General features: G+C 73.2%; 22 protein-coding genes. 16 read left to right on the forward strand and 6 right to left on the reverse strand.

The annotated features are described in order from the left end of the window. Positions 1 to 53: 53 nt before the first annotated feature. The 3 genes from GCL84_RS06190 to GCL84_RS06200 all read left to right on the forward strand — a co-directional run bounded on the left by GCL84_RS06190 (position 54) and on the right by GCL84_RS06200 (position 3,879). Positions 54 to 2,039: an acetyl/propionyl/methylcrotonyl-CoA carboxylase subunit alpha gene (locus tag GCL84_RS06190; RefSeq protein WP_156754381.1), complete on the forward strand. Its 1,986-nt coding sequence runs from the start codon at positions 54 to 56 to the stop codon at positions 2,037 to 2,039. Beyond that, complete coding sequence (locus GCL84_RS06195; protein ID WP_156754382.1) at positions 2,036 to 3,196, forward strand: acyl-CoA dehydrogenase family protein; 1,161 nt, start codon at positions 2,036 to 2,038, stop codon at positions 3,194 to 3,196. The genes GCL84_RS06190 and GCL84_RS06195 overlap by 4 nt, the downstream gene beginning before the upstream one ends. Positions 3,197 to 3,273: 77 nt before the next feature. Continuing rightward, positions 3,274 to 3,879 carry a TetR/AcrR family transcriptional regulator gene (locus GCL84_RS06200; RefSeq protein WP_197523049.1) on the forward strand — a complete coding sequence of 202 codons (606 nt, stop codon included), beginning with the start codon at positions 3,274 to 3,276 and terminating at the stop codon, positions 3,877 to 3,879. On the opposite strand, the gene GCL84_RS06205 is transcribed toward GCL84_RS06200, so the two are convergent. Beyond that, positions 3,876 to 4,835: a GlxA family transcriptional regulator gene (locus GCL84_RS06205; RefSeq protein ID WP_156754384.1), complete on the reverse strand. Its 960-nt coding sequence runs from the start codon at positions 4,833 to 4,835 to the stop codon at positions 3,876 to 3,878. The two genes, GCL84_RS06200 and GCL84_RS06205, sit on opposite strands and share 4 nt — an antisense overlap. Positions 4,836 to 4,933: 98 nt before the next feature. Between GCL84_RS06205 and GCL84_RS06210 the strand changes: the two genes are divergently transcribed. Beyond that, a complete protein-coding gene (locus GCL84_RS06210; protein WP_156754385.1) occupies positions 4,934 to 5,608 on the forward strand; it encodes a DJ-1/PfpI family protein in 675 nt (224 codons plus the stop codon). Between the two features lie 18 nt (positions 5,609 to 5,626). Here the strand turns inward: GCL84_RS06210 and GCL84_RS06215 are convergent, their stop codons facing one another. Continuing rightward, positions 5,627 to 6,844: a cytochrome P450 gene (locus GCL84_RS06215; RefSeq protein WP_197523047.1), complete on the reverse strand. Its 1,218-nt coding sequence runs from the start codon at positions 6,842 to 6,844 to the stop codon at positions 5,627 to 5,629. 133 nt (positions 6,845 to 6,977) lie between these two features. Next, the gene (locus tag GCL84_RS06220) at positions 6,978 to 8,171 is read right to left on the reverse strand and encodes a TetR/AcrR family transcriptional regulator (protein WP_235926027.1); all 1,194 of its coding nucleotides are present in this window, start codon (positions 8,169 to 8,171) and stop codon (positions 6,978 to 6,980) included. Between the two features lie 128 nt (positions 8,172 to 8,299). Between GCL84_RS06220 and GCL84_RS06225 the strand changes: the two genes are divergently transcribed. The 5 genes from GCL84_RS06225 to GCL84_RS06245 all read left to right on the forward strand — a co-directional run bounded on the left by GCL84_RS06225 (position 8,300) and on the right by GCL84_RS06245 (position 13,289). Then, the gene (locus tag GCL84_RS06225; RefSeq protein ID WP_156754388.1) at positions 8,300 to 9,514 is read left to right on the forward strand and encodes an acetyl-CoA C-acetyltransferase; all 1,215 of its coding nucleotides are present in this window, start codon (positions 8,300 to 8,302) and stop codon (positions 9,512 to 9,514) included. A gap of 11 nt (positions 9,515 to 9,525) precedes the next feature. Then, positions 9,526 to 11,691 (forward strand): 3-hydroxyacyl-CoA dehydrogenase NAD-binding domain-containing protein, encoded by a 2,166-nt coding sequence (locus tag GCL84_RS06230; RefSeq protein ID WP_156754389.1) that lies wholly within the window; start codon positions 9,526 to 9,528, stop codon positions 11,689 to 11,691. Between the two features lie 112 nt (positions 11,692 to 11,803). Further along, on the forward strand, positions 11,804 to 12,178 hold the full coding sequence (locus tag GCL84_RS06235) for a helix-turn-helix domain-containing protein (protein ID WP_156754390.1): 375 nt from the start codon (positions 11,804 to 11,806) through the stop codon (positions 12,176 to 12,178). Further along, positions 12,175 to 12,945 (forward strand): alpha/beta fold hydrolase, encoded by a 771-nt coding sequence (locus tag GCL84_RS06240; RefSeq protein ID WP_156754391.1) that lies wholly within the window; start codon positions 12,175 to 12,177, stop codon positions 12,943 to 12,945. The genes GCL84_RS06235 and GCL84_RS06240 overlap by 4 nt, the downstream gene beginning before the upstream one ends. Next, positions 12,942 to 13,289: a DUF4180 domain-containing protein gene (locus tag GCL84_RS06245; protein ID WP_156754392.1), complete on the forward strand. Its 348-nt coding sequence runs from the start codon at positions 12,942 to 12,944 to the stop codon at positions 13,287 to 13,289. Before GCL84_RS06240 ends, GCL84_RS06245 begins: the two co-directional genes overlap by 4 nt. Here the strand turns inward: GCL84_RS06245 and GCL84_RS06250 are convergent. Then, positions 13,286 to 14,104 carry a siderophore-interacting protein gene (locus GCL84_RS06250; RefSeq protein WP_235926028.1) on the reverse strand — a complete coding sequence of 273 codons (819 nt, stop codon included), beginning with the start codon at positions 14,102 to 14,104 and terminating at the stop codon, positions 13,286 to 13,288. The genes GCL84_RS06245 and GCL84_RS06250 overlap by 4 nt on opposite strands. A gap of 100 nt (positions 14,105 to 14,204) precedes the next feature. Between GCL84_RS06250 and uraD the strand changes: the two genes are divergently transcribed. The 5 genes from uraD to GCL84_RS06275 all read left to right on the forward strand — a co-directional run bounded on the left by uraD (position 14,205) and on the right by GCL84_RS06275 (position 19,666). Then, positions 14,205 to 14,693 (forward strand): 2-oxo-4-hydroxy-4-carboxy-5-ureidoimidazoline decarboxylase, encoded by a 489-nt coding sequence (uraD, locus tag GCL84_RS06255; protein ID WP_235926029.1) that lies wholly within the window; start codon positions 14,205 to 14,207, stop codon positions 14,691 to 14,693. Next, complete coding sequence (uraH, locus tag GCL84_RS06260; RefSeq protein ID WP_156754395.1) at positions 14,686 to 15,021, forward strand: hydroxyisourate hydrolase; 336 nt, start codon at positions 14,686 to 14,688, stop codon at positions 15,019 to 15,021. The genes uraD and uraH overlap by 8 nt, the downstream gene beginning before the upstream one ends. After that, on the forward strand, positions 15,021 to 15,878 hold the full coding sequence (pucL, locus tag GCL84_RS06265; RefSeq protein WP_156754396.1) for a factor-independent urate hydroxylase: 858 nt from the start codon (positions 15,021 to 15,023) through the stop codon (positions 15,876 to 15,878). Before uraH ends, pucL begins: the two co-directional genes overlap by 1 nt. Then, entirely contained in the window at positions 15,872 to 17,242 is a 1,371-nt protein-coding gene (locus tag GCL84_RS06270) for an 8-oxoguanine deaminase (RefSeq protein ID WP_407924371.1), read from the forward strand. The genes pucL and GCL84_RS06270 overlap by 7 nt, the downstream gene beginning before the upstream one ends. Before the next feature lie 450 nt (positions 17,243 to 17,692). After that, entirely contained in the window at positions 17,693 to 19,666 is a 1,974-nt protein-coding gene (locus GCL84_RS06275; protein WP_156754397.1) for an EAL domain-containing protein, read from the forward strand. Positions 19,667 to 20,052: 386 nt separating this feature from the next. Here GCL84_RS06275 and GCL84_RS06280 read toward each other — a convergent pair whose 3' ends face one another. Beyond that, positions 20,053 to 20,325, reverse strand: a complete 273-nt coding sequence (locus GCL84_RS06280) for a hypothetical protein (protein ID WP_156754398.1) — start codon at positions 20,323 to 20,325, stop codon at positions 20,053 to 20,055. A gap of 377 nt (positions 20,326 to 20,702) precedes the next feature. Further along, complete coding sequence (locus GCL84_RS06285) at positions 20,703 to 21,218, reverse strand: ATP-binding protein (protein WP_156754399.1); 516 nt, start codon at positions 21,216 to 21,218, stop codon at positions 20,703 to 20,705. A gap of 162 nt (positions 21,219 to 21,380) precedes the next feature. On the opposite strand from GCL84_RS06285, the gene GCL84_RS06290 reads away from it, so the two are divergent. Together GCL84_RS06290 and GCL84_RS06295 are read left to right on the forward strand one after the other, a co-directional pair. Next, positions 21,381 to 22,532, forward strand: coding sequence for a hypothetical protein (locus GCL84_RS06290; protein WP_156754400.1), 1,152 nt, complete (start codon positions 21,381 to 21,383; stop codon positions 22,530 to 22,532). A 330-nt stretch (positions 22,533 to 22,862) separates the two neighbouring features. Beyond that, a complete protein-coding gene (locus tag GCL84_RS06295) occupies positions 22,863 to 23,213 on the forward strand; it encodes a DUF427 domain-containing protein (RefSeq protein ID WP_156754401.1) in 351 nt (116 codons plus the stop codon). Positions 23,214 to 23,405 lie beyond the last annotated feature (192 nt).

Raw genomic sequence — 23,405 nt, forward strand, 5'->3', positions numbered from 1 at the left:
GCGATGCCCACCCGCTTCCCGCGCCACCGGACCCAGAAGGGAGCCACCCCGCGATGACCCCGCCCACCCCCATCACCTCCCTCCTGGTCGCCAACCGCGGCGAGATCGCCCGCCGCGTCTTCCGGACCGCCCGCGACCTCGGCATCGCCACGGTCGCCGTCTACTCCGACGCCGACGCGGACTCCCCGCACGTCCGCGAGGCCGACGCCGCCGTGCGGCTCCCCGGCGCGTCGCCGAGCGAGACCTATTTGCGCTCGGACCTGCTCATCCAGGCCGCGCTCGACGCGGGCGCCGACGCCGTGCACCCCGGATACGGGTTCCTGTCGGAGAACGCCGCGTTCGCCCGCGCGGTGATCGGGGCCGGGCTGACCTGGGTGGGACCGCCGGTCGAGGCGATCGAGAGCATGGGGTCGAAGATCGAGTCCAAGCGGCTGATGGCGGCCGCGGGCGTGCCCGTGCTCGCCGACCTCGCCGACCCGACCGAGGACGACCTGCCCCTGCTGGTCAAGGCCTCCGCGGGCGGTGGCGGGCGCGGGATGCGGGTCGTGCGGGAGCTGGGCGCGCTGGCGGGGGAGGTCGAGGCGGCCCGGTCCGAGGCGGCGTCCGCGTTCGGCGACCCGACGGTGTTCGTCGAGCCGTACCTCGAGACGGGCCACCACATCGAGGTCCAGGTCATGGCCGACCGGCACGGCACGGTGTGGGCGGTGGGGGAGCGGGAGTGCTCCATCCAGCGCAGGCACCAGAAGGTCGTCGAGGAGGCGCCGTCCCCGCTGGTCGAGCGGATCGCGGGGATGCGGGACACGCTGTTCGACGCCGCCCGCAAGGCCGCCGCCGCGATCGGCTACGAGGGCGCGGGCACCGTGGAGTTCCTCGCCGACGACTCCGGCCGCTTCTACTTCCTGGAGATGAACACCCGGCTGCAGGTCGAGCACCCGGTCACCGAGTGCGTCACCGGCCTCGACCTGGTCGCCCTGCAACTGTCGGTCGCCGAAGGCGCGCCGCTGGACCCGCGGCCGCCCGCCACCACGGGGCACGCCATCGAGGTCCGGCTCTACGCCGAGGACCCCGCGCTGGACTGGCGGCCGCAGAGCGGGACCCTGCACCGGTTCGAGGTCCCCGGCGCCACCGCCGAGTTCGCCTGCCCCGGGCCGCGCGGGCTGCGACTGGACTCCGGCGTCGAGTCCGGCTCGGTCGTCGGCGTGCACTACGACCCGATGCTGGCCAAGGTCATCGCCTGGGCGCCCGACCGGACCGCGGCCGCGCGGGCGCTGGGCGGGGCGCTCGCCAAGGCCCGGCTGCACGGCGTGGTGACCAACCGCGACCTGCTCGTGCGCGTGCTGCGCCACCCCGCGTTCCTCGCCGGGGACACCGACACCGCGTTCTTCGACCGGCACGGCCTGGCCGCGCTCGCCGCGCCGTTGGCGGACGAGGACACCGAGGCGCTGTCCGCGCTCGCCGCCGCACTGGCCGACGCCGAGGCCAACCGGGTCGCCGCGCCCGTGCTCGGGCGGGTGCCCGGCGGGTGGCGCAACGTCGTCTCCCAGCCCCAGGTCAAGTCCTACACCGGCGTCCGCGGCGAGCACGAGATCCGCTACCGGGTCAGTCGCGCCGGCCTGGTGGCCGACGGCTTCCCCGGCGCCACACTGGTCTCGGCCGCGCCGGACGAGGTCGCGCTGGAGGTCGGCGGGGTGCTGCGGCGGTTCGCGGTGGCAGTCGCGGGCCGGTCGGTGTGGGTGGAGTCCGCGCTCGGGCCCGTCGCGCTGTCGGTGGTGGAGCGGTTCCCGGACCCGGCCGACCAGGTGGCCGCCGGGTCGCTGCTCGCGCCGATGCCGGGAACGGTCGTGCGCGTCGCCGCCCGGGTCGGCGACACCGTGGCCGCCGGGCAGCCGCTGCTGTGGCTGGAGGCCATGAAGATGGAGCACCGCATCGTCGCCCCCGCCGACGGGGTGGTCGACGAGTTGCCGGTGGCCGTGGGGGACCAGGTCGACGTCGGCCGCGTGCTCGCCGTGGTGCGCGCGGCAGAACAGGAGGGGTCATGACCAGCTTCACCGAGACCGAGGAGCGGCAGGCGCTGCGCCGCGCCGTCGCCGAGCTGGGGCGCAAGTACGGCCACGAGTACACGCTCAAGGCCGCCCGCGCGGGCGGGCACACCCCCGAGCTGTGGGACGAGGCCGGGCGGCTGGGCTACCTCGGGGTCAACGTGCCCGAGGAGTACGGCGGCGGGGGCGGCGGCATCGGCGACCTGGCCGCGGTGTGCGAGGAGTTGGGCGCCACCGGGACCGGCCTGCTGCAGATGGTCGTCTCGCCCGCCATCTGCGCCACGATCATCGCCCGCTTCGGCACCGCCGAGCAGAAGGGGCGGTGGCTGCCCGGGTTCGCCGACGGCTCGCTGCGCATGGCCTTCGCCATCACCGAGCCCGACGCGGGCTCCAACTCCCACCGGCTCACCACCACCGCCCGCCGCGACGGCGACGGCTGGGTCCTCAACGGGCGCAAGGTCTACATCTCCTGCGTCGACGAGTCGCACTCGGTGCTGGTGGTCGGGCGCACCGAGGACGCCAAGACCGGCAAGCTCAAGCCGGTGCTGTTCGTGGTGCCCACCGACACCCCCGGGTTCAGCTACCACCGCATCGAGATGGACATCATCGCCCCCGACGACCAGTTCCAGGTCTTCATCGACGACGTGCACCTGCCCGCCGAGGCGCTGGTCGGCTCGGAGGACGCGGCGCTGATGCAACTGTTCGCCGGGCTCAACCCCGAGCGGATCATGGCCGCCTCCTACGCCATCGGCATGGGCCGCTTCGCCCTGGACAAGGCCGTCGAGTACGCCAAGACCCGCACGGTGTGGAAGGACCCGATCGGCGCGCACCAGGCCGTGGCCCACCCGCTCGCGCACGCCAAGGTCGAGCTGGAACTCGCGAAGCTGATGACCCAGAAGGCCGCCGCCCTGTTCGACTCCGGCGACGACATGGCCGCGGGCGAGGCGGCGAACATGGCCAAGTACGCCGCGGGCGAGGCCGTGGTCAAGGCGGTCGACGCGGCCGTGCAGACCCACGGCGGGAACGGCCTGGCCAGCGAGTACGGCCTCGGCGCCCTGGTCGCGGCGTCCCGGTTGAGCCGGATCGCCCCGGTGAGCCGGGAGATGATCCTCAACTTCATCTCCCAGTTCTCCCTGGGCCTCCCGAAGTCCTACTAGGGCGGCCCTGGCCGGCAGGATGGCCGGGTCCGTGCGCCGTGAACCCGAGACCCGTGAGGAGGCCGACGGTGGCCGAGGTGGTCCGCGAGCCGCGCCAGGACCGCAGCCGGGCGACCCGGCAGCGGTTGCTGGCGGCCGCCGTGGACTGCCTGGCCGAGGTCGGCTGGTCCGGCAGCACGGTGTCGGTGGTCGCTGAGCGCGCCGGTGTCTCCCGCGGCGCCGCTCAGCACCACTTCCCGACCCGTGAGGACCTGTTCACCGCCGCCATCGACTACGTCACCGAGGAACGCCTGGCCCACCTGCGCGCCGACCTGCCCAACCTGCCCCCGGGCGAGGACCGCACCGAGGCCGTCGTCACCACCCTCGGTGAGATGTTCACCGGCAAGCTCTTCCGCGCCGCCCTGCAACTCTGGGTCGCCGCCGCCTCCGACCCCCTGCTCAAGGCCCGCGTCGTCCCCCTCGAGGCCAAGGTCGGCCGCGAGACCCACCGCCTCACCCTCGAGGCGCTCGCCGCCGACGAGTCCCACCCCGGCGTCCGCGCCGCCGTCCAGGCCACCCTCGACCTCGCCCGCGGCCTCGGTCTGGCCAACACCCTCACCGACGACACCAACCGCCGCCGCCGCGTCCTCGCCCAGTGGTCGGCCATGCTCTCCGCCGCCCTCGCCACGGACCCGGAGAGTTAACGGCCGGTGCTGAACGCGCGCCGGTAGCGCTGCGGGGTGGTCTCGGTGAGGCGGCCGAAGTGGTGGCGGAACGTCGACGTGGAGCGGAAGCCGACGTCGTGGGCGATGCGGTCGACCGAGAGGTCGGTGCTCTCCAGGAGTTCCTGCGCGCGGCGGATCCGGGTGCGCAGCAGCCAGTGCATGGGGGTCGTCCCGACGCCCGCGGCGAAGCGGCGGCTGAAGGTGCGCTGGCTCATCGCGGCCTGGCGGGCGAGGTCGGCGAGGCTGAGGTCCTCGGCGAGGTGCTCCTCCGCCCAGTGCAGCGTCGCGGCCAGCTCGTCGGGCCGCGCGGGGGTGTCGTAGGCGATGTACTGCGACTGGCCCCCGTCTCGTCGGACGGGGGCGACCAGCATGCGGGCCACCCCGGCCGCGACGGCGGCTCCCCGGTCCAGCTCCACCAGGTGCAGGCAGAGGTCCAGGGCGGCGGTCACGCCTGCCGCGCTGTAGACCCCGTCCTGGCCGACGAACAGGCTCTTCGGGGACAGCAGCACCGCGGGGTGGCGCCGCGCGAACTCCGCGCACCAGTACCAGTGCGTGGTCGCGGGCCTGCCGTCGAGGAGTCCGGTGGCCGCGACGGTGAACGCGCCCGCGCACAGCGAGGCGATCCGGGCGCCCCGCTCGTGCGCGGCGAGGAGCAGCTCGAGGACGTGTTCGGGTGGGGGGTCCAGGAACGACGTGTGCGCGGGGACCACGACGGTGTCCGCCCGCGCCGCCCACCGCCAGTCGTATTCCGGGCGCACGGCGAACGAGGACGGCCCGGACAGCGACGCGCTCGCGACCCAGTCGCCGTCGCCCGCGACCCCCACCTCGTACGCGTCAGCGCCCAGCCGCACGTTCGCGGCCTCGAACACCTGGACGGCGGTCGCCAGCTCGAGGGCGACGACCCCCTCCTGCGCGAGGACCGCCACCCGGTGCATGGCGCGATCTTAGAACAAGTTGGCCTTCGTGCCACTACTTCGATCACCGGACCCGGGCCGATACTCGGCTGGGACACAACCACCGAGGAGGCCCGCCCATGGCGCCCGACCGCCCTGTAGTCGCGATGCTGCTCTACCCCGGCCTCACCAACCTCGACCTGGTCGGGCCGCACGCCGTCTGGTCGTGGGCGATGGACGTGCACCTGGTCTGGAAGGACCTCGACCCCGTCGAGACCGACAGCGGCATGAAGATCCTGCCCACCACCACGCTCGCGAACTGCCCCGCCGACGTCGACGTCCTGTTCGTCCCCGGTGGGGCGGGCACGTCGGACGCGATCGCCGACCCCGAGGTCCTCGACTTCCTGGCCGACCGGGGCTCCCGGGCCCGCTACGTCACCTCGGTGTGCACCGGCTCCCTCATCCTCGCCGCGGCGGGCCTGCTGCGGGGCTACCGCGCGGGCACGCACTGGGCGTTCCGGGAGCACCTCGCCCCGATGGGCGCCGAGTGCGTGGCCGAGCGGGTCGTGGTCGACCGCAACCGCGTCACCGGCGGCGGTGTCACCGCGGGCATCGACTTCGGCCTGACCGTCCTGGCTGAGCTCGCGGGCGACGACCGAGCCCGCTTCGCCCAGCTCGTCCTCGAGTACGACCCCGCCCCGCCCTTCGACGCGGGCGCCCCGGAGAAGGCCGACCCCGCCACCGTTGAGGCGGTCCGCTCGATCCTCACCGAGGACCACGCCACCCTGCGCCGGATCATCAGCGGGCTGGCCTAGAACCGGGTGCCGCCCGTCTCAGACGGCCTCGAAGACCACGGGGAGGTTGTCGGTGGGCAGCGGGTTCGGCGAGCAGCGCCACTGCGGCGCGTACTCGCGCGGCAGCGCCCACCGGTGCGAGCGCAGGATCGCGTGCAGGACGGCCTTCACCTCGTGCAGCCCGAAGTACGTGCCCAGGCACTTGTGCGCGCCGCCGCCGAAGGGCAGCCACGCGAACGGGTGCGCCCGCTCCTCCCTCCGCCCGTCGCCGAACCGGTCCGGGTCGAAAGTGGACGGTTCGGTCCACGTGGCCGGTGCGTGGTGGGTGGCCCAGACCGAGAACGCGACCAGCGTGCCCGCCGGGATGTGGCGGCCCTGCAACGAGGTCTCGCGGACCGCCCGCCGCAGCAGGTGCGGCACCGGGGCGGCCAGGCGCAGGGCCTCCTTGGTGACCAGGTCGAGCGCGGTCAGGCCCGCGAGCCGGTCGACCGAGGGCGGGTCGACCGACAGGCACTCGACCCGGGCCCGGTCCTGCCACTCGGGGTCGCGGCCCAGGTGCAGCACGGCCGAGGCCACCGCGGTGACCAGGGTCTGGGCGGCGGTGCGGGTGAGCAGGTCGAGGTGGTCGACGACGTCGGCGTCGGTGAGCATGTGGCCCTCGGGGGTGCGGGCCTGGCACAGCGCGGTGAGCAGGTCGTCGCCGTTGCCGCGGCGGCGGGCCGGGACCTCGGCCAGCGGGGCGGAGGCGCCGTCGAGCAGGACCCCGGTGGTGACGGAGTCGGCGAGGTCGCGCAGCCGGGGCACCAGCGGGCCCGACGACCAGCGCGGCACGTCGCGCTTGGCGATGTCGTCCACGCGGCGCAGGTAGGCCGCCACCCGGTCGGCGGTGAAGGCCTCCTGCAGCAGTCGGCGGTGGTGCAGGTGGTCGTCGCCGTCGCGGGCGAGCAGGCCGGTGTTGGCGTGCGGGGCGGGCCAGCCGGACTGGCTGAACGCGCGGCCCCGGTCGGCGAGCAGCTCGGCGGCCGCCTCCGCCCCGGCCACGAGCACGACCCGCGACCCCGCCGCCGCCACCCACGACACGGGCCCGTGCCGCTCGACCCGCTCGACGGTGAACCCGGGGTCCCGCAACGGGAGCTGGCCGTAGCCCACCAGCGGCGGGCCCGCGTCGCCAGGCACGGCGAGCAGGCCCGCCGGGGCCGCCGCCAGCTCAGCCGACGGCCACTGCCGGTCCCGGGTCCACCGGTCGAGCAACCCCACGTCCACTCCCGCCGAGTCCGAGAAGAACTCCGGACTCTACTGGCGGGCCCACCGCGCGGTGAACGGAGTGCGGGAAGCCGCCACCGCGGCCGGGGGACGCGGGGGAAGTAGTGTCGCTATTCGAGTAAGGGGGCTATGACCGTTCCGCCGCTGCCCCGGCCGCCGCGAGCACCGCCGCCGCGATCGCGGCCAGTTCGGCGGCCAGTCCGGGGCGGTCGGCGAACCGGGCGGTCCGCGGGATGTCGTTGACGACCGTCAGCGCGGCGTGCACCGCCACGCGCGCCGTGGCCTCGTCCAGCTCCGGGGAGACCGAACGCGACAGGCGCACCCATTCGGCGACGTAACCGCGCTGCATCGCCCGCAGCTCGCGGCTGTCGCGCTCGGGCAGGTTGGCCAGCTCGGTGGTGTAGACGGCGATCAGGTCGTCGGACCGCAGGACCGTGTCGACGTAGGAGCGGGCCAGGCGGCCCAGGGCGTCCGCGGGGTCGGCGGCGGTGGCCAGGGCGTCCTCGAGGCCCAGGGTGAGCCGGTCGGCCATCCGCCGGGACGCGGCCAGCAGCAGCTCGGACTTGCCCGCGAAGTGCCGGTACACGCTCGGCCCCGCGATCCCGGTCGCCGCGCCGATGTCGTCCATGCTCACCGCGTGGAACCCGTGCTCGCGGAACAGCCGGGTGGCCGCGGTCAGCAGCTCCTCGCGGCGCGAGGGCGGCGGCGCGACCCGGGTGCGCCACTCGTCCGAGCGGGGCCGGGCGGTGGGCAGGTCGGTGTGGACCACGGCGCGGGCGAGCCGGGCGAGCAGCTCGGCGAACCCCGCGCGCGGGGTGGCGTGGTGGTCGCCGACGCTGCCGAACACGCTCAGCGCCGCGAAGCACAGGAGCTGGGTCTGCCCCGCGTCGAGACCGGGGCGCAGCGCCCGCAGCCCGGCCAGCCAGTCGGTGAGCAGGCTGCCCGCTCGGCCGCGCAGGTCCTTCTGGTCGGCCTCGCGCATGTGCCTGCCCTGCCAGCGCCACAGCGCGGTCAGCTCGCGGTGCTCGACGGAGACCTCGGCGGCGGCCAGCAGCAGCGGGCCCAGCCTGTGGCCGGGGTCGTCGGCCAGGCCGCCGACCGCGGCGCGCAGCCGGTCGGCCAGTTCGTCGACCCCGGTCAGCAGCACATGGCCCAGGACGTCCTGCTTGTTCTGGAAGTGCCGGTAGAGCGCGGAGGCGGTCACCCCGCCCGCGGCGGCGATGTCGCCGACGCCGACGTTGTGGAACCCGTCGCGGGCGAACAGCCCGGCCGCGGCGACGGCGAGGAGCTGCTTGCGGTTGCGCGGCCTGGCGCCGGTCACCAAATCTCCTCCCGTGTGAGCTGTCCGTTGCACTTTATGGTCGGCCTGCGACATTGACAAGCTGCGGATTCGGGGCAGAATGTGAATCGTCATTAGCGCACACGTACCGTCGGAAGGACTGGACGAGCGTGAGTAACGAAGCCTTCATCTACGAGGCGATCCGCACGCCGCGCGGCCGTGGCAAGAAGAGCGGCAGCCTGCACGGCGTCAAGCCCATCACCCTCGTCACCGGCCTGATCGACGAGCTCAAGACCCGCAACCCCGACCTCGACCCGGCGACGATCGACGACATCGTGCTCGGCATCGTGTCCCCGGTCGGCGACCAGGGCTCGGTGCTGCCGCGCACCGCCGCCATCGCCTCGGGCCTGCCCGACACCGTCGCGGGCGTGCAGCTCAACCGGTTCTGCGCCTCGGGCCTGGAGGCGGTCAACACCGCCGCCGAGAAGATCCGCGCGGGCTGGAACCAGTTGATCATCGCCGGTGGCGTGGAGTCCATGTCCCGGGTGCCGATGGGCTCCGACGGCGGCGCGTGGGCGATGGATCCCGAGACCTCCTACGAGAGCTACTTCGTCCCGCAGGGCATCTCCGCCGACCTGATCGCCACCACCGAGGGCTTCACCCGCGACGACGTCGACTCCTACGCCGTCGAGTCGCAGAAGCGCGCGGCGGCGGCGTGGTCGGCCGGGTACTTCACCAAGTCCGTGGTGCCGGTCAAGGACCGCAACGGGATCACCCTGCTCGACCACGACGAGCACATGCGCCCGGAGTCCACTGTGGAGGGGCTGGGCAAGCTCGGCCCGTCCTTCGCGGGCATCGGCGAGATGGGCGGCTTCGACGCCGTGGCGCTGCAGAAGTACCACTGGGTCGAGAAGATCAACCACGTGCACACCGCCGCGAACTCCTCCGGGATCGTCGACGGCGCCGCGGTGGTGCTGGTCGGCACCGAGGCGGCCGGGCAGGCCGCCGGGCTGACCCCGCGCGCCCGCGTCGTGGCCGCGGCGGTGACCGGCGCCGAGCCGACCATCATGCTCACCGGCCCGACCCCGGCCGCGCAGAAGGCGTTGCGGCTGGCGGGCCTGACCCCGGACGACATCGACGTCTGGGAGCTCAACGAGGCCTTCGCGGCGGTGGTCCTGAAGTTCATGAAGGACCTGGACATCCCGCACGAGAAGATCAACGTCAACGGCGGCGCCATCGCCATGGGCCATCCGCTGGGCGCCACCGGCGCGATGATCACCGGCACCGTCGTCGACGAGCTGGAGCGCCGCGGCGCCCGCCGGGGCCTGGTGACGCTGTGCATCGGCGGCGGCATGGGCGTGGCGACCATCATCGAGCGAGTCTGAGGCACCGGGACATGACCGAGAACATGATCAAGTGGGACGTCGACGGCGACGGCATCGTCACCCTCACCCTCGACGACCCCAACCAGTCGGCCAACACGATGAACGACACCTTCCGGGAGTCGTTCTCCGCCACCATCGACAAGCTCGAGGCGGAGAAGGACGGCATCACCGGCGTCGTCGTCACCTCCGCCAAGAAGACCTTCTTCGCGGGCGGCGACCTCAACCTGCTGTCCAAGGCGGGCCCGGAGAACGCCGCGGAGATCACCGCGCAGGTCGACGAGATGAAGGCGCGGCTGCGCCGCCTCGAGCAGCTCGGCCGCCCGGTCGTGGCCGCGGTCAACGGCGCCGCGCTCGGCGGCGGCCTGGAGATCGCGCTGGCCGCCCACCACCGGGTCGCGCTGGATGCCAAGGGCAGCGAGATCGGCCTGCCCGAGGTCAGCCTGGGCCTGCTCCCCGGCGGCGGCGGCGTCACCCGCGTGGTGCGGCTGCTGGGCATCCAGAGCGCGCTGCTCAACGTCCTGCTCCAGGGCCAGCGGCACAAGCCCGCCAAGGCCAAGGAGTTGGGCCTGGTCGACGAGCTGGTCTCGACCCCGGAGGAGCTGATCGCCAGCGCCAAGGCGTGGGTGCGGGCCAACCCCGAGGCCCAGCAGCCGTGGGACGTCAAGGGCTTCAAGATCCCTGGCGGCACCCCGTCGAGCCCGTCGTTCGCCGCCACGCTGCCCGCGTTCCCGGCGAACCTGCGCAAGCAGCTCAAGGGCGCGCCGATGCCCGCCCCGCGCAACATCCTCGCCGCGGCGATCGAGGGCGCGCAGGTCGACTTCGACACCGCTACCAAGATCGAGACCCAGTACTTCGTCGACCTGGTCACCGGCCCGGTCTCGAAGAACATGATCAAGGCCTTCTTCTTCGACCTGCAGGCCATCACCAAGGGCAAGTCGCGCCCGGACGGCCCGGCGAAGTACACCGCGCGCAAGGTCGCCGTGCTCGGCGCCGGGATGATGGGCGCGGGCATCGCCTACTCCAGCGCCCGCGCGGGCATCGAGGTCGTGCTCAAGGACGTCACCCTGGAGGCGGCGCAGAAGGGCAAGGCGTACTCGGAGAAGATCCTCGCCAAGGCCGTGGGCCGGGGCAAGCTCACCCAGGACAAGGCCGACGAGGTCCTGGCCCGGATCACCCCGAGCGCCGACCCGGCCGACGTCGCGGGCGCCGACCTGGTCATCGAGGCCGTGTTCGAGTCCCCCGAGCTGAAGAAGAAGGTCTTCGGCGAGGTCGAGGACCTGGTGGCGCCGGACGCGCTGCTGGGCTCCAACACCTCGACCCTGCCGATCACCCTGCTCTCGGAGGGGGTGAAGCGGCAGGAGGACTTCATCGGCCTGCACTTCTTCTCCCCGGTCGACAAGATGCCGCTGCTGGAGATCGTCGTCGGCGAGAAGACCTCCGACGCCGCGCTGGCCAAGGCGTTCGACTACGCGCTGCAGATCAAGAAGACCCCGATCGTCGTCAACGACAGCCGCGGGTTCTTCACCAGCCGCGTGATCGGCACCTTCATCAACGAGGCCATCGCCATGGTCGGCGAGGGCCTGGTCCCGGCGTCGATCGAGCAGGCGGGCATCCAGGCCGGGTATCCGGCCCCGCCGCTGCAGCTCCTCGACGAGCTGACGCTCACGCTGCCGCGCAAGATCCGCGACGAGACCAAGGCCGCCGTCGAGGCCGCGGGCGGCGAGTGGCCCGGCCACCCCTCCGACGGGGTCATCGACCGGATGCTCGACGAGTTCGAGCGCAAGGGCCGCTCGACCGGCGCGGGCTTCTACGAGTACGACGACGAGGGCAAGCGCGCCGGCCTGTGGCCGGGGCTCGGCGACGCGTTCGGCAAGCCGGGCGCGGGGATCCCGTTCGCCGACATGCAGGAGCGGATGCTGTTCGCCGAGGCGCTCGAGACCGTCAAGTGCTTCGACGAGGACGTGCTGCGCACGGTGCCGGACGCCAACATCGGCTCCATCTTCGGCATCGGCTTCCCGCCCTGGACCGGTGGCGTGATCCAGTACATCGACAACTACCCCGGCGGGGTCGCGGGCTTCGTCGCCCGCTCCCGCGAGCTGGCCGCCGCCTACGGCGACCGGTTCCTACCGCCTTCTTCCTTGGTGGAGAAGGCGGAGAACGGGGAGACCTACTCGTAGAGCTCCCTTCGGTCCCCTGGAAGGCCCGTCGACCCTCGTGGTCGGCGGGCCTTCCGTTTTGTTCCCTACTTAATGGCTGATAGAGTCATATAGGGAAGTTTAGGGAGCGTCGATGTTGTCGTTGGAACAGGTGGCCGAGCGGTTGGGCCTGCACGTGCGGACCGTGCGCGGGTACGTGCGCGACGGTCGGCTCAAGGCCGTGCGGATCGGCAAGCAGTACCGGGTCGCCGAGGACGACCTCGCCGAGTTCACCGGCGAGCCATCGGGGCCGGTGTCGATCGAGGTGACCTCGGTGGTGCAGGTGGACCACCTCAGCCGCAAGGGCGCCGACCGGCTCGGCGTGCTGCTCATGTCCGGGGTCGAGACCGTCCGCGTGCAGACGGTGCACGACCCGGAGCGCTCCCGGCTGCGGATCGTGTTGTTCGGACCAGCGGAGGAAGTCGCCGACGTCCTCCGGCTCATCGCCGTCGTGCGGGGGGAACTGTGATCGACCAGAGGATCGTCGCCGCCTACGAGGACATGCTCGGCGACGTCGAGCGGATCACCGTGCCGACCCGCTTCGGCGACACCTTCGTCGCCGCCGCCGGTCCCGCGGACGGCCCGGTGGTCGTGCTGGTGCACGGTTCCGGGGCCAACACGGCGATGTGGCAGGTCGGGGAGTGGGCGGCCAGGCACCGGGTCTACGCCCTCGACATCCCCGGCGAGCCGGGGCTCAGCGTCGACAACCGGCTGCCCATGGGCGAGCACGTCGACTGGCTCGACGACGTCCTCGGCGGGTTGGGCGTGCGGGAGGCGGCTTTCGTCGGCATGTCACTCGGCGGGTGGCTGGTCCTGGACTACGCCCAGCGCCGGGCCGACCGGGTGACGCGCCTGGTGCTGCTCAACCCGGCGGGCCTCGGGCGGATGCGCGCCGGGTTCATCCTCAAGGCCGTGTTCTTCAAGCTCCTCGGCGAGCGCGGGCTGCGGATGTCGCTGCGCGCGGCGCTGGGGGAGGTGCCGCCCGCGCAGGTCGAGTACCTGTCGCTGGTGTTCCGGCACTTCAGCCCGAGGGCGGACGTGCCGGTGCTCGGCCCGCTGGCGCTGACCATGCCGGTGCTCGCGGTGGTCGGCGACCACGACGCCATGCTCGACGGCTCGCTGACCGCCCGCCGGCTGCGCGCGGAGGTCCCGCACGCCCGCGTGGACGTCGTCGACGCCGGGCACCTGCTGCCCGACCAGACCGCCACCGCGCTCGAGTTCCTGGAGGAGTCATGATCCTGCGCGTGCCCGCCGAGGGCCCCACCCTCGACGTCGCCGGTGCGACCGACCTGATCGGCGACGCCTGGGCGACCGAGGCCGAGTGGGTCGTGATCCCGGCGACCCGGCTGGGACCGGACTTCTTCACGCTCAAGACCCGGGTGGCGGGCGAGATCGCGCAGAAGTTCGCCAACTACCGGCTCAAACTCGCCGTGGTCGGCGACACCTCCGCCTTCGACTCCGACTCGCTGCGCGCGTTCATCGCCGAGAGCAACCGGGGCTCCCAGCTCTGGTTCGCCGCCGACGAAGCCGAGTTCGAGGCCCGGCTGCGCTCAGCAGCCACCCCCGGTCACGGCGCCTAGCGGGCGACGCGCTCCTGGGCCTCGGCCAGGTCCTCCGCCGTGGGGGCGTCGTCCTGGGTGAGGGTGTGGCGCCAGTAGCCGGTGAACTGGATGCGGGACTTGGGAACACCCCGCTCGACGAGGTGGCGGCGCAGGGAGCGGACGATCCCGGCCTCGCCCGCCAGCCAGACCACCGTCTCGGCGGTGACCTCGGCGTTCGAGACGGCGTCGAGCAGCAGCGTGCTCCCGGCCGCGGGCGCGTCGTCGCGGGGCAGCCAGGTGACCGGGCGCGACAGGTCCTGGGCGTCGTCGAGCGCGGGGACCTCGACGAAGGCCTGCGCGGTGGCGGCCGCGGGCAGCGAGTCCAGCAGGGTCGCGATGGCCGGGAGGGCGGCCAGGTCGCCCGCGAACAGGTGGTCCGGGCCCGGGGGCAGCGCCTGGTGGTAGACGCGGGACGGCCCGTAGCGCGCCAGCACGTCGCCGACCTGGGCCCCGGCCGCCCACCGGGTCGCGGGACCGGCGTCGGGGTGCAGGACGAAGTCGATGTCGATCTCGGAGCCGCGGTGGGCGCGGACGGTGTAGCTGCGCATCCACGGGCGCTCGTCGGAGGGGATGGCCATGAACGCCTGGTACCAGCGCATCACCTCGGACGGGTCGGCGGCGGGGACGCGCGGCTCGGTCTGGCCCGCGCGCGGGAAGCAGAGCTTGAGCTGCTGGTCGGGCCAGGTCCCCGTGCCGGTCAGGCCCACCCCGGCGAAGGTCACCCGGACCAGGTGCGGGCTGAGCCGGACGACGGCGGTCACCCGCAGGGTCGACACCAGGTCATCGGTCGGCACCCGACCAGTCAACCGGAACCGGGCGCGCGGCGCACCCCCCGAGGTGTGTTCCCGCCCTCCGGCACTGGCCGGGTCGCACCAGCCGGTGTTGACTGGTCCGGTGGCCGCCATCCTCTCCACCCTCAGCACCGCCGACCTGCTGGCCTGCTGCGCGTCCCGCCGCTGGGCCGACGCCGTCGTGGCCCAGCGGCCGTTCGCCGACCTCGGCGACCTCGTCGCCGCCTCGAACGAGGTGCTCGCCGCGCTGGACTGGCCCGACGTGCTCGAGGCGGTCGAGGCCCACCCACGCCTGGGCGAGCGCACGGGCGGCGAGGACCGCGAGTCCGCCTGGTCGCGCCAGGAGCAGTTGGCGGCGGAGAGCCCGGACGAGGGGCTGCGCGCGGACGTGGTCGAGGGCAACCGCCGCTACGAGGAGCGCTTCGGCCACGTGTTCCTGGTCTACGCGACCGGCCTGCCCGTCGAGGCGGTCCTGGCCGCGCTGCGCCACCGGCTGAGCAACGACGACGAGACCGAGCGCGCCGTCGTCCGCGACGAGCTGGCCAAGATCGTGGAGCTGCGCCTCGGGAAGCTGGTCGACACCGATGTCTGAGAAACCGACGCCGGAGAGGACGACCCTGTCCACGCACGTGCTCGACACCAGCGTCGGCAAGCCCGTCGCGGGCCTGCGGATCGCCCACGACCGCCACGACGGCTCCGGCTGGGCGCGCCTCGCCGAGCACGCCACCGACGCCGACGGCCGGGTCCCCGGGTGGGAGGTCGAGCCGGGCACGCACCGGCTGACCTTCGAGACCGGCCCGCACCTGGGGCCGGACGCGTTCTTCCCGGAGGTCGCCGTGGTCTTCCGGGCCGCCGCCGGGCACCACCACGTGCCGCTGCTGATCAGCCCGTTCGGCTACTCGACCTACCGGGGAAGTTGATGACGTTCCAGCTCGGCGAGAACCAGTACGGCAAGGCGGAGACACGGCTGGTGCGCGTCGACCGCGGCGACACCCACTCGATCACCGACCTCACCGTCACCACGACGCTGGCGGGCGACCTCGCCGCCACGCACCTCAGCGGCGACAACACCGGCGTGCTGCCCACCGACACGCAGAAGAACACCGTGTACGCCTTCGCCCGCGACGGCGTCGGCGAGATCGAGGACTTCGCGCTGCGGCTGGCCAGGCACTTCGTCGACAGCGCCCCCGCCATCGAGCGGGCCAGGGTCCGGGTCGAGCAGGCGTCCTGGGACCGCATCCCGGTCACCGGGCACTCCTTCGTCCAAGCCGCGGGCACCCGCACCGCCACCGCCGCCTACGACGGCGAGACCGCGTGGGTCGTGTCCGGGGTGCGGGACCTCACCGTCATGAACACCACGGGCTCGGAGTTCCACGGCTTCCCCAAGGACAGGTACACCACGCTCGCCGAGACCTCCGACCGCGTCCTGGCGACCGCCGTGACCGCGCACTGGCGCCACAGCGAGCCCGGGACCCGCGACTGGCAGGACTCGTTCGACCGGGCCAAGGAGCGGCTGCTCACCGCCTTCGCCTCCACCTACAGCATGTCGCTGCAGCAGACCCTCTACGCCATGGGCCAGTACGTGCTCTCCGGCGACGACGGCCTCGCCGAGATCCGCCTGGAGCTGCCCAACAAGCACCACTTCCTGGTCGACCTGGAGCCGTTCGGCCTGGACAACCCCGGCGAGGTCTACCTGGCCGCCGACCGCCCCTACGGCCTGATCGAGGGCGCCGTCCTGCGCGAGGGCGCGCCGGACGCCGGGCTCGCCTGGTGGTGACCCGGACGGTCATCCAGGGCGCGGCGATCGCCACCGTCGACGGCGCGGGCACCGAGTACGTCGACGGGCACCTGGTGGTCGAGGACGGCCGGATCACCGCCGTCGGCGCGGGCCCGTCCCCACCCGGTCCGCAGGACACCGTCGTCGACGGGCGCGGGTGCCTGGCCACTCCTGGCCTGGTCAACACCCACCACCACCTCTACCAGTGGGCCACCCGCGGGTACGCGCAGCAGTCGAGCCTGTTCAACTGGCTCGTCGAGCTGTACCCGGTGTGGGCCGGGCTCGACGAGGACATCACCCGCGCCGCCGCCACCGCCGGGCTGCTGCGGCTCGCGCAGACCGGGTGCACCACCGCCGCCGACCACCACTACGTCTTCCCCGCCGACGGCGGCGACCTGCTCGGCGCCACCGTCGACGCCGCCGCCGGGGTCGGGCTCCGGCTGCACGCCGTGCGCGGCTCGATGGACCGGGGCATCTCGCACGGCGGCCTGCCCCCGGACTCGCTCATCGAGACGACCGACGGCGCCCTGGCGGGCACCCAGGCCGCCATCGACCGCTGGCACGACCCCGCCCCGGACTCGGCCGTCCGGGTCGCCGTGGGCCCCTGTTCGCCGTTCTCGGTCAGCCCGGAGCTGATGTCCGGGGCCGCGGAGCTGGGCCGGGCCGCGGGCGTGCGCCTGCACACCCACCTCGCCGAGACGCTCGACGAGGAGGTCCAGTGCCTGGCCGAGTACGGCTGCACGCCGGTCGAGTACGCCGAGCGCACCGGCTGGCTCGGGCCGGACGTGTGGCTCGCGCACGGGGTGCACCTGTCCGACGCGGGCATCGCCGCGCTGGCGGCGGGCCGCACCGGGGTCGCGCACTGCCCGACCTCCAACGCCCGGCTCGGCGCGGGCGCGGCCCGGATCGCCGACCTGCTCGCCGCCGGGGTCCCGGTCGGCCTCGGCGCGGACGGCGCCGCGTCCAATGAGGACGGTGGGCTGGGCGGCGAGCTGCGCCAGGCGACCTACCTGGCCCGGATGCAGGGCGGGGCCGACGCGCTCGACGTGCGGCAGGCGCTGTGGCTGGGCACCCTCGGCGGGGCGCTGTGCCTGGGCCGGGCTGACGAACTGGGCTCGCTGGAACCGGGAAAGCTCGCCGACATCGCGCTGTGGGACCTCGCAGGCGTCGCGCACGCGGGCATCGCCGACCCGGTCGCCGCGCTCGTCCTCGGGGCGCTGCCGCCGCTGCGACTGCTGCTGGTCGGTGGCCGGGCGGTCCTCGCCGACGGGCGCCCGGTCCACGTCGACGAGGACGCCGCGGCCCGCGACCTGGCCGCCGCGAGCACCCGGCTGGCGGCCGCGGCGGGTCTCATCCGCCGGTGAGCACGCCACGCCGACCTGTGGCATGTGTCACCAAAGCGCGTCGCGCTCCGTGATCGCCACCGGTCGGCGGGAGCCCGGTTGGTCGCCCCCCGATCGCCGCAAGATCGTCTTCGGCGTGCCGGACCGTGTTGTGAAAGCCCGTGTTCGCAATAGCCGCAACGGATGCGCCCCTCGGCGGCGCGGGACAAAGGCACCGGTACCGGCGTCTCCGCTCCCGCGACACCTCGATCGCGACACTCACCGAACGAGACCACCGGAACACGGCTCAGCCTGCCCGCGCCGGGGCGGGACGTGCTCCGCCCACCCCGCCACGGCGTCCCGGCCCGTGTCCAACCACCCGTTCGGCCTATCGACGGTCGATCCGCACACTCGCGAGGGTCTGGCACTCGGCACCCGATCGGGTGCACAGTGATCCCGACACTGCCCCCTGCCCCGCACCGAGGTTCGACCATGCCCAGCCCGCCGCGCGCCGACCTGGCCGTGCGCTGGGCGGCCGCGCTGGCCGAGGTCATCTACCTGCCGCGCCCGCGCGAGACCGTCGAGGCCGAACTCGCCGCGCACCTCGGCGAGCTCGACCGGCACGCGCGCGCCGACGACCCCGCGCCCGCCGCCGCGGTCGGCCGCGCGCTCGTCGAGTCCGGCTTCGCCATCCCCGACTGCCTGCGCGCCTCGCTGGTCGTGCTGGCGCCCGGGGCGGACTCCTGGTCGCCGGTGCTCGGCTGGTTCGCGAGCGGGTTCGCCGAGGCGTGCAAGGAGCGCGTGTTCGACGAGCAGCAGCTCGTCCGCGACGCGATGCTGCGCGCCCGCGCCGACGACGCCCGCGACCTGGCCGCGAGCGAGGCCCGGTTCGACGCGGTGTTCGCCGCCTCCGCCGCCGGGATGGTCCTCAGCGACCTCGACGGCACGGTGCTGCGGGTCAACGAGGCCCTCGAGACGATGCTCGAGCACCGGCCGGGCGCGGTGTCCGGCCGCGTCGCCGACCTGTTCCACCCCGACGACCGCGGGTACCTGCTCAGCCGCTACGCCGAGCTGGCCGGGGGCGCCTTCCCCTCGATCGACGAGGAGACCCGCTTCCAGTCCGCCGACGGCGAGCCGGTCTGGGTGCGCATCGCGGTCACCCCGCTGCTCGACCGCGACGGCCTGCCGTCCCGGCTGGCCACCACGGTCGTCAACATCACCCACCAGCGATTGCTGGAGTACCGGGTCAGCTACCAGGACTCGCACGACCCGCTGACCCGGCTGCTCAACCGGGGCGCGTTCGGCGGCAGGCTCGAGCACGCGCTCGAGTCCGGCGCCGAGGTCACCGTGCTGCACCTGGCCCTCGACGACCTCGCCGCGGTCAACGACGGCGTCGGCCGCGAGGCGGGCGACCACCTCCTGCACGCCACCGCCCTGCGGCTGACCGACCTGTTCGACGGCAGCGGCGCCGTCCTCGCCCGCGTCGCCGGGGACGAGTTCGCCGTCCTGCTCCCGCACACCCCCGACGTCGGGGGCGTCATCGTCAAGATCAACGCCGTGCTCGCCGAGGCCGTCTGGGTCGAGGGCATCGGCATCGCCGCCTCCGCCAGCGTCGCCGTCGCCCGGCTGCCCGCGGCGGGCACCCAGCCCGAGGACCTGCTCGCCGCCACCCACATCGAGCTGCGCTCCCTCACCACCCAGGGCCGCCGCCAGTGGGGCCTGGTCGACCCCGCCGCCAGCCGCGACCGCCGCGCCCACCTGCGCCTGGCCGCCTCCCTGCCCGGCGCCTGGGAGGAGGGCCAACTGCGCGTCGACGGCGAGCCGGTCCTGTCCGTCCCCTCCGGCGAGCAGTCCGCCGTCCGCGCCCGGCTGCGCTGGGACCACCCCACCCTGGGCCTGATCGACGAGGACCGCTGCCGCGCCCTCATCGCCGAGACCGGCCAGGGCGTCCCCCTGGGCCACTGGGTGCTCACCCAGGCCGCCGCGCGGGCCACCCCCGGCGGTCCCCGCCCCTACGTCGAGCTGACCGCCGAACAGGCCGCCGACCCCGACCTCATCGCCGCGGTCCGCTCGGCCCTGGACCTGTGCCCCACCCTGGAACTGGGCATCCCCGTCGCCGCCGTCTGCGAACGCGACAGCCCCGCCGAGGACAACCTGGGCGTCCTCCTGGAACTGGACGTCCACACCGTCCTCACCGGCTTCGGCCGAGCCCGCGGCGACCTGGCCTGCCTGGAGGACCTCCCCGTCCACGCCGTCGCCCTGGACCCCGCCGTCATCGCCCGCGTCGACGCCGCCGCCCCCGACTCCCTGTTCACCCGCACCATCCGCGACCTGCTCCCGCTGGTCCGCGCCACCGGCACCTCGATCCTCGCGGGCGGCATCACCACCCACCCCCGCCTCACGTGGTGGACCGACGCCGGCGTCGACCGAGCCCACGGGCCAGTGTTCGCCCACCCCGCTCCTTGACCAGGGACTTGTGGACAACCCATCCCTGGCGAGCCAGAACTGTCGTCCTCCGTCGGTAGCATGGAAACCGGGGGGCCGACGGCCGCGCCCGCTCACCCGCTCCCGCGACCTTTTGTCTCACCTCTGCCCCAACACTGCTTCCGCAGCCCCGGTTTCGCTCCACGCCACCCGCGCGGAGTCCTGACCGCACGCGGTTCCCGGTGCGCTGGACCGAAAGTGCCGCTCGGGAGTTGTCCACAGTCATGATCGACTTCGGGGCACTGATCGGGGTGGGCCGGTAGAACGGGCTGAGGATCGCCCTGGAGGCGCGGTGGGGTTGGAGCGATGCGCGGGCCCGGAAACGCGAAAAGCCCCCGGTGAAGGGGGCTTGTTCGCGAGCGACCTCGTCAGGCGGCGATCAGCGCGGCCGACACGGCCGCCGTTCCCGCAGGCGTCAGGGTCGCGGGCACCAGCTGGCCGAAGCGGCCGGTGGCGGGGGTGACGAGCCCCTGGTGCGTGAGCAGGTGCGCGGTGAACTGGTCGCAGCACGGCACGCCGTCGATGTAGAGGTCGGGCTCGCGGCTGCAAGCGAGCTGGGCGCGGCCCTCGGCCACGGCGCGCAGCATCGCCAGCGCTCTGCGGTTCAGGTCGGTGGGTTCGTTCGGGTCGGTGGTGCTCATCGCTCCCCCTGGGTGCGGCTCTCGTGTCGTCGTCGTCGGGCGGGCATCGGTCAGATGCGCGACCCCGTCTAACGGTTTCATCGGATTGAGACCCCGACCACGTTACGGCTGGTTGGCGGTCAGCGATTCGCCTACCGCGCGAATCCGACAACCACCGCCGTTTGGCTGCGTTCATTACTCCGTTCGTTATCGCCCGTATGGGTGAGATCAAGTGTAAGTTATGGCTTTGGCCTGCATAGATAGGAGATTGCGAAGAGATGACGGAGTCCCACTCGCGAATTCTCATATCCCGGGATGAATCGGACGGCGCGTGGGACCGGTCGCACGCCGAAGAGGGGCCGCGACCGTGGTCGCGACCCCTCTCGGTGAGCTGGTGGTTACTTCTGGTGCTTGCTGCTGTTGAGGCCGTACAAGATCCGACCGAGCACGTCGGGGTCCGGCGGGTGGGTGCCCGCGGCTTCCTCGGCGGCCAGGCGGGCGGCCTCGGGGGAGGGCTTGCGCTGGCGGCGCGGCAGCGGGACCGCGCCCGCGTCCATCCCGCCGGGCAGCGGCATCATCGTCCACAGCATGTGCCTGCCGGGGCCCAGGTCGTCCACGCCGCTGCGCCCGCCGGGGGGCGCGGTCGGCGCCTGGACGGGCCGCGCGGACTCCAGTTCGATGACCAGGTTGCCACCGGACAGCCGCACCCGAGCGGTGATGATGCCCGGTTGGTCGGGGTCGGCCGCCGCGACGACCGCCCTGGCCAGGTCCGCCGCCACCGCCCCGGCGTCGTCGCGCATCGATCGCAGCTTCCACTCCGTGAGGGAAAAGCGCACGAACATCTCCGTGCACCCCACGGCACTGGGTAGGGCGACCAACTGCAGGTCGTCCATCTGCTCGGTCCGGTCGGTCATCGGGTGGAGCCTCCTTCCCCGCGTGCGCCAGATGCTCCCACGACATCCCCCGATGGTGGGATGGCAGGTCCGCATCTCACTCACGGTGTTTGCGGCCCGGGCGTTCGATCACGCACCGCCACTCGTCACATCAAGTGAAACAGTGGTGTATCAGTAAATCTCGTGCGCGCAAAACGCTCTGACGGCAGCGACCTTATCGCCGAGTTCACCATCACCCCGGGCGACGACACGCTGACGCTGGTCATCGATCCCGCCGAACCGGACAATCCGGACTACATTGAGGCTCTGACCACCCTCCTGCGCAGGCTCGCCGTGCGCCGCGCGGTCATCACCGCCGCCGCCACCGACACCAAGGACCTCGGCGTCGAGCACCTCGTCCTGGGCGCCGACGCCGAACCGGAGAAGGTGCGCATGCGCCTGACCCGCGAGCAGAGCACCACCGGCGACAACCGCCAGCGCATGCGCCTGACCCTCGCCGTCCCCGGCTACACCCCCGCCGACGCCGACCGCCTGGCCGCCGACCTGGCCGCCCCGCCGCGCACGGCCCCCGACGCGATGGACGTGCTGACCCCGCTGCTCGGCGTCGAGCTGCCGACCATCTCCCGGCGCGCCGTCAACCGCATCGTCGGCTTCGCCAACGGCGCGGTCACCGTCGCCACCGGCAAGTCGCCCGCGGGGGAGCGGGTCCCGGTCGCCTGGGTGCAGGACGCGCTCGACCTGCTGTGGCACCGCGGCACGGTGCGGGTGTCGGTGGAACAGTTCGGCCACGACAGCTCCTTCCTCGGCGCGCTGCTGTCCGCCCTGCCCGGCACCACCACCCACGACACCCCACCCACCGTCACCCTGGCCAAGACCACCCCCGACAGCCCCCGCGAGAAGACGTTCGCCACCCTCGACCAGATGACGCTGGTCAAGTACCGGCTCGAACAGGGCGACCTCCGCGCCCACCTCCTCAACGGCCGCGCCCACGCCGACTGCGCCCTCTGCGGCCACGTCTTCCCCAAGCGCCTCCTGGTCGCGGCCCACATCAAACAGCGCTCCGAGTGCACCGACACCGAACGCCGCGACCTGGCCAACGTCGCCATGCTCGCCTGCGCCTTCGGCTGCGACGCCCTCTACGAACTGGGCCTCGTCACCGTCACCCCCGACGGCCTCCTCCGCATCGCCGACACGGTCGACCACATCCCCGGCCGCTTCGCCGAACACCTGACCCTCCTGGCCGGCCGCCGCTGCACCGCCCACCGCCCCGAGACCGAGCCCTACTTCGCCTGGCACCGCGACCACCGCTTCGCAAGCTGGCCGACCGCGTCTTAACTTCCAAGACGATCATGTATCGGTAATCCAGTACGAACCCATCGCGCTTCGCGAGCACGAGATGCTGACGGCTGCGCGCATCGAGAAGCGCTTGGCCGTCATCGAAAGGGCGGGGGAATCAGTACGTACCGACCCGGGACGGCCGTGAACCCCCGATAGCACTGGGCCGCTGCCAGGAGTGGACGCATCACGTTGTCACCGGCGCCGCATCCATGGTCGCCGACTGGTGGAAATCGGCCACGCCGCGCAACCGGCGTGCTCCGCCTGGGAATCCCGACCCACGGCGCGGCGTTGCCAGGGGGACTGACTCCGCACGGAAGGGACTCCCGCATGGCCAAGGGCCACACCATCGAGGTCAAGCAGGGCACGCAGAAGGTCACCGTCACCATCGGCGGGGAGACCGTCGCCGAGTCGACCCGGCCGTTGCTGGTGTTCGAGACGGGGTTGCCGGTGCGCTACTACCTGCCGCCGGAGGACGTGCGCACCGACCTGCTCGCCCCCACCGACACGCAGACGACCTGCCCGTTCAAGGGTGTCGCCGCCTACTGGAGTTACACCGGTCCCGGCGAGCGCCGCGACGACGTGGTCTGGGGCTACCCCGAGCCGATCGACAGCGTCGCCCAGATCAAGGACCACCTGTGCTTCTACGACTCCGTCGCCACCGTGACCGTCGCCGACTGAGTTCACAGGTTCGCCGCACCCAGGACTCAGGAGATCCACAGCCTCCGGGACCACTCTGGTGGAACACCACCCGATGAGGAGGAGGTCCCGATGCCCACCACGACCGCCCGGACCGCGGGCGCCCAGGGCCCGCGCGACGTGAACGCCGACGCGGTGGCCTCCTCCTCCGGTGTGTACGCCCTCGCCGACGGC

It is taken from the genome of Actinokineospora pegani, assembly GCF_009745975.1.
Lineage (GTDB): Bacteria > Actinomycetota > Actinomycetes > Mycobacteriales > Pseudonocardiaceae > Actinokineospora > Actinokineospora pegani.

Bases quoted from the DNA above. Each gene is read 5' to 3' on its own strand.
- GCL84_RS06190 (WP_156754381.1), top strand. From the start codon at position 54: ATGACCCCGCCCACCCCCATCACCTCCCTCCTGGTCGCCAACCGCGGC.
- GCL84_RS06195 (WP_156754382.1), top strand. From the start codon at position 2,036: ATGACCAGCTTCACCGAGACCGAGGAGCGGCAGGCGCTGCGCCGCGCC.
- GCL84_RS06205 (WP_156754384.1), bottom strand. From the start codon at position 4,835: ATGCACCGGGTGGCGGTCCTCGCGCAGGAGGGGGTCGTCGCCCTCGAG.
- GCL84_RS06210 (WP_156754385.1), top strand. From the start codon at position 4,934: ATGGCGCCCGACCGCCCTGTAGTCGCGATGCTGCTCTACCCCGGCCTC.
- GCL84_RS06230 (WP_156754389.1), top strand. From the start codon at position 9,526: ATGACCGAGAACATGATCAAGTGGGACGTCGACGGCGACGGCATCGTC.
- GCL84_RS06235 (WP_156754390.1), top strand. From the start codon at position 11,804: ATGTTGTCGTTGGAACAGGTGGCCGAGCGGTTGGGCCTGCACGTGCGG.
- GCL84_RS06245 (WP_156754392.1), top strand. From the start codon at position 12,942: ATGATCCTGCGCGTGCCCGCCGAGGGCCCCACCCTCGACGTCGCCGGT.
- uraH (WP_156754395.1), top strand. From the start codon at position 14,686: ATGTCTGAGAAACCGACGCCGGAGAGGACGACCCTGTCCACGCACGTG.
- pucL (WP_156754396.1), top strand. From the start codon at position 15,021: ATGACGTTCCAGCTCGGCGAGAACCAGTACGGCAAGGCGGAGACACGG.
- GCL84_RS06275 (WP_156754397.1), top strand. From the start codon at position 17,693: ATGCCCAGCCCGCCGCGCGCCGACCTGGCCGTGCGCTGGGCGGCCGCG.
- GCL84_RS06280 (WP_156754398.1), bottom strand. From the start codon at position 20,325: ATGAGCACCACCGACCCGAACGAACCCACCGACCTGAACCGCAGAGCG.
- GCL84_RS06285 (WP_156754399.1), bottom strand. From the start codon at position 21,218: ATGACCGACCGGACCGAGCAGATGGACGACCTGCAGTTGGTCGCCCTA.
- GCL84_RS06295 (WP_156754401.1), top strand. From the start codon at position 22,863: ATGGCCAAGGGCCACACCATCGAGGTCAAGCAGGGCACGCAGAAGGTC.